The 7,051-nt window shown below is 50.5% G+C and carries 8 protein-coding genes; 3 read left to right on the top strand and 5 right to left on the bottom strand.

All coding sequences use genetic code 11. The features are described 5' to 3' along the window. A partial coding sequence (locus NZ772_10515) for an insulinase family protein (protein MCS6813984.1) occupies window positions 1–744 on the top strand: 744 nt, incomplete at its 5' end. On the opposite strand, the gene rimM is transcribed toward NZ772_10515, so the two are convergent. Next, a complete protein-coding gene (rimM, locus tag NZ772_10510) occupies window positions 738–1,310 on the bottom strand; it encodes a ribosome maturation factor RimM (GenBank protein ID MCS6813983.1) in 573 nt (190 codons plus the stop codon). The genes NZ772_10515 and rimM overlap by 7 nt on opposite strands. Before the next feature lie 281 nt (window positions 1,311–1,591). Between rimM and NZ772_10505 the strand changes: the two genes are divergently transcribed. Further along, window positions 1,592–1,957 (top strand): VOC family protein, encoded by a 366-nt coding sequence (locus tag NZ772_10505; GenBank protein MCS6813982.1) that lies wholly within the window; start codon window positions 1,592–1,594, stop codon window positions 1,955–1,957. Here the strand turns inward: NZ772_10505 and NZ772_10500 are convergent. The 3 genes from NZ772_10500 to NZ772_10490 all read right to left on the bottom strand — a co-directional run bounded on the left by NZ772_10500 (window position 1,954) and on the right by NZ772_10490 (window position 5,348). Further along, window positions 1,954–3,384 (bottom strand): BCD family MFS transporter, encoded by a 1,431-nt coding sequence (locus tag NZ772_10500; GenBank protein ID MCS6813981.1) that lies wholly within the window; start codon window positions 3,382–3,384, stop codon window positions 1,954–1,956. The genes NZ772_10505 and NZ772_10500 overlap by 4 nt on opposite strands. 102 nt (window positions 3,385–3,486) lie before the next feature. Next, window positions 3,487–4,395, bottom strand: coding sequence for a MoxR family ATPase (locus tag NZ772_10495; protein ID MCS6813980.1), 909 nt, complete (start codon window positions 4,393–4,395; stop codon window positions 3,487–3,489). A gap of 17 nt (window positions 4,396–4,412) precedes the next feature. Then, window positions 4,413–5,348, bottom strand: coding sequence for a bifunctional riboflavin kinase/FAD synthetase (locus tag NZ772_10490; GenBank protein ID MCS6813979.1), 936 nt, complete (start codon window positions 5,346–5,348; stop codon window positions 4,413–4,415). Window positions 5,349–5,576: 228 nt separating this feature from the next. Between NZ772_10490 and NZ772_10485 the strand changes: the two genes are divergently transcribed. Continuing rightward, window positions 5,577–6,380, top strand: a complete 804-nt coding sequence (locus tag NZ772_10485; GenBank protein MCS6813978.1) for an RNA methyltransferase — start codon at window positions 5,577–5,579, stop codon at window positions 6,378–6,380. Here NZ772_10485 and NZ772_10480 read toward each other — a convergent pair. Next, window positions 6,355–6,693 (bottom strand): hypothetical protein, encoded by a 339-nt coding sequence (locus tag NZ772_10480; protein MCS6813977.1) that lies wholly within the window; start codon window positions 6,691–6,693, stop codon window positions 6,355–6,357. The two genes, NZ772_10485 and NZ772_10480, sit on opposite strands and share 26 nt — an antisense overlap. Window positions 6,694–7,051 lie beyond the last annotated feature (358 nt).

Here is a 7,051-nt window from a genome sequence, read left to right as displayed (position 1 = left end):
AATCTCACTCGTCAAGATATTCAAGATTTTTTCCAAACCTATTACGTACCCAGTCAGTTAACAATCGCCATTGTGGGTGATGTTAATCCTCGGCGGGTGCAACAGCTTGCTCAGATCTACTTTGGACGCTATCCAGCAAAGCCAAGTCCTCCAAAGTTAACGATCGTAGAGCCACCCCAAACTGAACCCCGTGAAGTCACGCTGACCTTACCCTCACAGCCGATCTATGTCGAGGGGTATCACCGACCAGCCATGAGCCATCCCGATGATGCAGTGTATGGTCTAATTGCCAGTATTCTCAGTGATGGGCGCACCTCTCGTCTCTATCGAAATCTGGTCGAAAAGCAGCAGGTTGCGCTATCTATTGATGGTTCCAATGGCTTTCCTGGAGACAAATACCCAAATCTAATCATATTTTCTGGGCTAACAGCGCCGGGGCATACCGTCGAGCAGATGGCAACTGCCTTGCAAGCAGAACTGAACCGCCTCAAGCAAGAACCAGTCACCCTAGCAGAACTCAACCGGGTGAAGACCCAAGCGCGAGCACGTCTGCTGCAATCACTGGCTTCAAATATGGGCATGGCACAACTGTTGCTAGACTATCAGGTAAAAACTGGGGATTGGCGCAATCTGTTTCGAGAAGTAGCTGCGATCGATGCTGTCACTGCTGCGGACATTCAGCGTGTAGCTCAGGCAACGTTTCGGCCAGAAAACCGGACAGTTGGCAAGTTGTTGCCTCAATAGCCAGGAATTAACCCTGTGGGGGGTGTGATTTCAATCTGTTGGTGTTCCAAGTCCACAATGGGGACAATCTCAAACACAAACGGAATTAATAAATTGTCCCTGCAGGCTGGTTGGGATTCACTAGCTAGGTGCGGCTGCACAACTAAGAGGTCATTCCCGGCTGCAATTACATCAATCACAGTGCCAATCACATCTCCAGATGGTTGATGAATGACCGATAATCCTAGCAAATCTGGTACGTGGAACTCACCATCAGCAAGTTGGGGTCGATCGTCAGCAGACACCAACAGCACACAATCTCGCAGAGCCTCTGCCTGGGTGCGATCGTCAACACCCTCAAACTTCAACACGTATAACCCCTTACCTGCTAAGTAGCGACCTCGTTGCAATTGGATAGGCTGTGGCTGGGATTGCTGGGGATAGCGTAACCAACGCAGCCCTGGCTGCAAAAACCTTTCTGGAAAGTCAGAGTCGGGATAGACACGCACTTCACCCTTTAACCCCTGCACCCCGACAACCTTGCCTACTTCCAACCAGTCGGTGGGTTGCTGTTGGCTATCTACCATGCCCTATCAGTCATACCTCACTTGCTAGCGGTTCAACACAACTGTACTGTGAGTTTAGCAGAAGTTAGCAACGGTAAAGGTTGCATTGATGGACACGACATTTGCGATATTATGCCCCAGGATTGGGGAACAACTTGTTAGACTCTAGAAACGCTGATTCCCACTAAAGAAACCCGGCAGGGGGCTACCGGGCTAGAGTTCCTGAATTAGATCAGGCCTCTAGTGTATCATTGTGGACACCTAGGATCGATCCGCTATTTGGCTGAGATTTAAGTTACACTATGCAAATTATTCAGTATCTTCACGCAGCAATACTTGTATCTGATTTAACAAAATCTTCACACTTTTACGGCACGATTTTGGGCTTACCAACTGTTGATCGCCCACTGAAGTTTCCTGGCATCTGGTATCAATTAGGAGACATGCAACTGCATCTGATCCTGGCAGAGCAAGTGCCCGATCGCTTAGTGGATGAGCGTTGGGGTCGCAATTATCACCTTGCTTTAGCTGTGACTGATTTGGAAGCAGCCAAACGCCAACTCCTAGCCCATCATTGCCCTGTGCAGATGAGTGCATCAGGACGTGCTGCCTTGTTCACCCGTGATCCCGATGGCAACATTATTGAACTGAGTGAAGTGTCAAACTAGTCAAGGTCGCTCTCTAACACAGCGGCGATCGCCGACCGGGCATTGTCCTGAAACTCTTGGACGTTGACACGATTTAGAAACCAAACAGCCAGCACCATACCAATCGCTTGGAGGCCAAACACAGTGCTATAGGCTAGCAAAGTCTGTTGCTGAAAGATCTGTTCTCCCAAGCTCAAGACACCACCGCCAATCACGGTAGCTAGTCCCCGTGCGATCGCCTGCGACAGCCCCCACGCACCGATGAAGGTGCCAGCAGTTTCAGCAGCAGTCAAATCTAGCATGAGGCTAATGGATCCTGTAGTGGTGATGCCAGAGGCCAGACCAAAGACAAAGACTAGACCTTGGAACAATCGGGCGTTTTGTGTGGTGCCTGCAAATATGATCAGTAGCATAGAGGCTGCTACGAGCAAGCAACCTAACCGGGCTGAGTTTTGTTTACCCAACCGAGGCACAATAAAAAATCCAGTGGAACTGATGCCCATCAGGGTACCCATACCCCAATAAGCGTTGAGGCGAGTTGTTTCTCCCAGGGACATATCAAAGACCTTAGCGCCGTAGGGTTCTAGCACAGGCTCTTGCATAAACAGGCTGATGGTCATCACCAGCAGAAAGGTGAAAAAGAGGCCAGTTTGACGAGATGCCGTTAACACTCGCAGTGCCTTGCCTAGGGTGATGCTGTCTTCCCGATCGGCAATACCTGAGCGGTGGCGATAGCGAGAAAAGTGATCTTCAATACCAACGGTGGCTAGAATTGCCAGCCCAAAAACAATGCCTGGAATGATGAGAAATACTTGATTGACAATGGTTTGCACATCAGAGAGAGATGCATCCGCATCTAGGCGCTTGGTCAGCACACTAAAGACTATAGCCCCAATCACAATCCCTACCATCAACATTGACCAGACAATGCCAACTAGCTTAGGACGATCGTCTTCGTCAGACACGTCTACCAGCAGAGCCGCAAAGGGGGTCGAGCTAGAGCTTAGTGCTAAGCCATACAGAGCAAAGATGACCGCCAAGAGACCAGTCCAGATGTAGGTAGGCAGTGTCCATCCATTTGCTTGCAGGCTGCTACCCAATTGCCATGACACTTGCAGTGCCAGAAATGCCGCTAACACAAACAACAAGGCTCCTGCCCAAACGTACCCTGTGCGATGATACCCTAGAAACTTCTTAGCATCTGAGAGTTGCCCAAACCAAACTCGTGCTGGAGCCATAAACTGATGGGCCGCGATCGTACTAGCTGCAACCACTGCTGGGATTGCCAACTCAGCAATCATGACACGATTTAGTACGCCCAAGGTCAGTAGAGACATCATCCCCAAGCCCATTTGGAACAGTCCCAAACGGAACATTGTGAACAGACCAAGACGAGGCAAATTGGTCGAGGGCGATTGCAGTGGAGTATCCGATAGATTTTGAGTCATGGCAACGGGCTAGCTCAGGAGCACAAAACACGACACGATCGATTGTGCCATGTTATTAATCGCGATCACCCTTAGCTAGCCAAACTTTTAGGGAACTCACTGTTATGGAATAGGGACAGAGCGCAGAAGGCGCTCGACGATCGAGCGTGCTCGTTGGCCTCTAGCAGGGATAATGCGATGAGACAGCACATGGGGGGCTAGGCGTTTCACATCGTCGGGGATCGCGTAATCACGGTCTTCTAAAAATGCTAGTGCTTGAGTAGCTCGATGCAACCCAACGGCACCACGAGGACTCACACCTAGGGTGATCTCGTCATCTTCGCGGGTAGCCCGTACTAGTTGCAAAATGTACCGCTGTAGCGATTCTTCCACCTTGACTTGCATGGCTAGCCGTTTCAATTCCTGCACATCCTCTAGGGACAAACAGGGCTGCAGTTCAGCCACGGATACACTACTTTGAAGGCGCTGTAACATTTGTAGCTCTTCTTGCTCCGAGGGATAACCTAGGGAGAGCGCTAACAGGAAGCGATCCATCTGGGCTTCGGGTAGGGGGAAAGTGCCTTGGTATTCGATCGGGTTTTGGGTAGCAATCACAAAAAAGGGACTAGGAACTGGACGAGATAGACCATCCAAGGTTACCTGCTGCTCTTCCATAACTTCCAACAAGGCCGACTGGGTGCGGGGTGTTGCCCGGTTGATTTCATCAGCAAGGAGCACATTGGCAAATACTGGCCCCGACAAAAATTGAAATTCCCCTGTGCTGGGGTTCCAGATGTTAGTTCCGGTCACATCCGTTGGCAGTAAATCGGGCGTGCACTGGAGACGTTGAAATTTGCCGTCGATCGACTTGGCCAGTGATTTAGCTAGCAGGGTTTTGCCCACCCCTGGCACATCCTCTAGCAGGGCGTGTCCACCCGCTAATAACGCTACAGTCACCAACTGGATAGCATCCGCCTTCCCCACGATTGTACGGCTCAAGTTCTGGATTAGGCGCTCAATTCGGTCTCTCATAAAGGCTTTCTACGTTATCAGGTTAATAGCTGCCAATGGGCACGGGCATGGGTGCAGTCTAGTTGGATCTGTGTGGTTAGTTCCTCCAAGGAAGCGAACTGTTGCTCCGGACGCAAAAAAGTATCTAAGTCCACCATAATGGTTTGTCCATACAAATCCCCGCTCCAATCTAACAAATGCACTTCCACTGTTTGGGCAGTTCCATCGACAGTAGGACGGCAACCAATATTCATCACTCCCTTTGCCAGTAGTGGGTTCCCCAGGGCATCTACCCCTTGCACAGTAACAGCATAAACACCGCGGCGGGGCAAAAATTTCTCTGGCGGTAGCTGCAAATTAGCGGTAGGAAACCCCAACCTTCTCCCCAGTTGCTGCCCCTGCACAACAGAGCCAATTAATCGATACGCTCGCCCTAACAGATGCCTAGCTCGTTGGGGATCACCCTCTAGCAGGGCTTGGCGAATAGCGGAGCTACTGATGCGATCGCCCTCGATCCGTTGCAGGGGGGTAACTATGGTCGCAATACCGTGAGCTTGGGCCAGTGTTCTCAGATCATCAGCAGTGCCCGATCGTTGGTAGCCAAAACAAAAATCCATCCCTACGCTAATCACCTTAGCCTGCAAGCGATGGGATAGAATGTCATCCACAAAGGCTGGGGGCGTAAGGGCAGCCAACTCGCGATTGAATGGCAACAAGATCAGTTGGTCAAACCCCATGGTTTGCAATAGCGCTATCTTTTCCTCAAGGGGGGTGAGGAGTGATCGGGGCTGCCCAGTAAAAAACTCTTGCGGATGAGGCTGAAACGTGACCAGGGTTCTATGCACCCCTGATGGAAACGTTCCCTGGAGAATAGGTGCCATAACGGCCTGGTGCCCTCGGTGCAAGCCATCAAAATTTCCGAGAGCAATGGCGTTTGGCGTTCGGACTTGGTTCAGTAATGAAGTAATCCACACGCTTTACATTTTGACAGAAATCTAGAAGGAACGGGCGAAATCAACAGGGATACGATAGGCTGAAGGCACAACACTCCAGCCAGCATGACCATTTGTTATGTTCCTATGGAACAACACTCCCTGGATCCCACCTTAGCACTATCCCGGTTGGACACAGACTCTGAAGTTGATGTGTCAGGTGATGCATCTATCATTCATACTCTGCCATTAGCAGGCAAGGGCGATCGTCTGCTAACCAGCTTAAAAAACCCACTAGTCAAGCAATTGCGTAAATTACATCGTCCTCAAGACCGCAAGCGATTGGGCTTATTTTTGTTAGAAGGCACCCATTTGCTGGCAGAAGCCTGTAAAATCAGCTATCCCTTGGATGTACTGTGTGCAACTGTCTCTTGGCAACAACGGCACGATCGTCTCTGGAACCAAGCCAGCCAGCTAGCTCAGCGAGTTGAGTTAGTGAGTCCGGAGGTGTTAGCGGCGATCGCCACTACTGTGCAACCCGATGGGGTGATAGCTGTTGCCCAGCGCCGTAGCTATGATCCCCGTCAGTTACCTGTGAGCCAGCTTGGGGTTGTTTTAGAAACAATTCAGGATCCTGGGAATCTGGGCACCATGATTCGCACTGCCGCCGCCGCAGGAGTTGAAGGCTTGTGGATCAGCGCAGACAGTGTGGATTTAGACCATCCTAAGGTACTGCGGGCAACGGCTGGTCAGTGGTTTCGGTTACCTATGGCCGTTAGTGATGACCTACGCAGCCTAGTTGGTCATTGTCAACAGCAGGGGATGCAGGTGGTAGCGACGCTACCCCTGGCTGCCCAGACTTATTGGCAGGTGGATTTGCGATCGCCGACGATCGTGCTTCTCGGCAACGAAGGGGCAGGGTTATCCCCCGACTTGGCTGCCCTTGCTGATGTGACTGTGCGCATCCCCTTAAGCCCTGGTGTGGAGTCGCTCAATGTGGCCGTTACTTGTGCACTAATGCTGTATGAAGTGCAACGTCAGCGGGGGTTTAATCCGTCTCCTGGTCAAGGTTAGAAAACTGGCCTAGTCGAGCCTTTGACTCAATATAGTTATCAATATCGGCGATCGCCATCTCTAGGTCTTGCAGAGTAAATCTTACTGGAACTGCTGACTTTGAAGCGTTCTGCTGGGCCGCAGTATTTCTGGAGTCAGCGGGAGATCGATTACTATCCATCCCTACCGTACTAATAGGTTGGTTAACCGCAGCCTGAGATTTAGCCAATGAAGATTGATAATCATTTGCTTGCAGAGAGGCTTGCAATTGGTCTAGGGAGTCCAGAAATGCCTTCGCAGCCGCACGACGTACTTCTCGCTGATCTACATCCATAGTGAACACTCCAAATCGAAGGCTACACAAACCAATTCACTAGCTCTCTTAAGCTTGAGCATGACAACATGACAAGCTGTTTCCCTCAGGAAGCTCTACTGCTCTATGCCCCTGTGCCATGACGTTGAACGCCTTTATCGCTCAGTGTTTTTGCTGAACTATAGTTCCCTACTAGCTATTTCAACGTCCTACAGTGCTGTCAGGAATTTTACGAGGTCATTCATCTACCTGCTAGCCAGCCTCAGCCTGCGGTAGAGGCTAAGACACACCCTGCTTGTCATCTTAACTAAGATTACCCCTCAAATCCATGAATTTATGATGAGTAAGTTACAGGTAGTGATCTCAGCGAAGCTGTGAT

The sequence above is a fragment of the Cyanobacteriota bacterium genome (assembly GCA_025054735.1).
Lineage (GTDB): Bacteria > Cyanobacteriota > Cyanobacteriia > SKYG9 > SKYG9 > SKYG9.
Note: the sequence above shows the minus strand (reverse complement) of the source record. Positions and strands in the feature narration are given on the sequence as shown.

Bases quoted from the DNA above. Each gene is read 5' to 3' on its own strand.
- rimM (MCS6813983.1), bottom strand. From the start codon at position 1,310: ATGGTAGATAGCCAACAGCAACCCACCGACTGGTTGGAAGTAGGCAAG.
- NZ772_10505 (MCS6813982.1), top strand. From the start codon at position 1,592: ATGCAAATTATTCAGTATCTTCACGCAGCAATACTTGTATCTGATTTA.
- NZ772_10500 (MCS6813981.1), bottom strand. From the start codon at position 3,384: ATGACTCAAAATCTATCGGATACTCCACTGCAATCGCCCTCGACCAAT.
- NZ772_10495 (MCS6813980.1), bottom strand. From the start codon at position 4,395: ATGAGAGACCGAATTGAGCGCCTAATCCAGAACTTGAGCCGTACAATC.
- NZ772_10480 (MCS6813977.1), bottom strand. From the start codon at position 6,693: ATGGATGTAGATCAGCGAGAAGTACGTCGTGCGGCTGCGAAGGCATTT.